Raw genomic sequence first — 1227 nt, 5'->3', positions numbered from 1 at the left:
GTTTTTGGAGTATCGAAGATTTTTTCTGGATAAATACGCTCTTCTAACACTGGATGCTCAAAACCCGTCGTATGACCGAGTTCTTTGGAACGACGCATGCTCTCTTCTAAGTGCGTAAACGGCTCGGCAGAAGCAAAACCAATCTTATCAATGCCCAGCTCTTTGCTTTTAGCAATAATCTTCTGTTTTAAAACTACTGTATCCATCTAAATCCTCCTCTCCATTCTTCCTAACTATTGTACTATACTTCTCTTTTTTCACAAAGTTTCCTAATTTTACGCAAAAAAAGAACGCTAGCCTTCGGTGAAATCACTGCGAAAGTTAACGTTAGTCGAACATCAATTGCCGTGCAAAATCAATTACAGAGCAAGAGATACAAGTATAATAGCGCTTTTCTTTTTAAAAATCAACTATAAAGTTAAGAAATTATAACGTTTTTGAAAAAAATTTTATCATTCTCCGAATTGTTTTAGTTTGTTACTGAAAAAAGACTTCTTTTATACACTTAAAGAAACTTCTAACCAGAGAAAAGCAACTCAAGGAGTTGCTTTTCTCATACTGTTTTTTTCTTTACTTCATTATACAATTCTTCCGTAATCATAGCAGCTGCCATCGGATGGTGTCCAGGATTAATCACGACATCATGAAATGCTAATTGTTCATCAAGTGTCACAATTAACGCTTTACAATCTTCTCCATAGTGTTTACGAAGTCTCTTCCAGTCCGTATACACTTTGAGTGTCAGCTCTTTCGTTTTTCCTGGTTGCATTGCTAAATCAAAAGGAATATTAGGTTCTACGTCCGTTTGCGGGTTATCTTCAAGAAATTGGTCATACCCATGAAGTCTCATTGGCGCAATAAATTTTGCTGTTTTTAAAGCTTCATAAAACTGATATAAATAGACTTGGCTAAGTGTTTTTTTATCTTTCGTATTCAGTTTACCCAATTGACGTGCCAAATATAACCACTTGATCACATTCGGATTCGTTACAGGGATTTCTTTTTCATCCATCCCTTTATATCGCGGAAGATCCACTAGTTGTTCCGCAAGAATCGTTGTTTTTTCACCACAATATTGAATTCCACGTATTCCATCATAGATGAATAAGTCTCTTATGAAATTACGAATCCCTTCTTTATCAGGCCCATTCTCAATTCGTTTAAAATCAAATATCTCATCTTTCTTATAAATCTCTTTACGGTAATGCATGTATGAGCTTGGAATCA

General features: G+C 35.3%; 1 protein-coding gene and 1 pseudogene. Both read right to left on the bottom strand.

What is annotated here, in order from left to right:
* Positions 1-206: pseudogene (locus Q0594_RS00430) on the bottom strand (tRNA epoxyqueuosine(34) reductase QueG); the annotation flags it as partial.
* Between the two features lie 347 nt (positions 207-553).
* On the bottom strand, positions 554-1227 hold a 674-nt coding region (locus Q0594_RS00425; RefSeq protein WP_298729050.1), incomplete at its 5' end, for an SseB family protein.

The sequence above is a fragment of the uncultured Granulicatella sp. genome (assembly GCF_938030755.1).
GTDB lineage: Bacteria > Bacillota > Bacilli > Lactobacillales > Aerococcaceae > Granulicatella.
The sequence above is the reverse complement of the archived record's forward strand: the minus strand, read 5'-3'. Positions and strand labels throughout refer to the sequence as shown.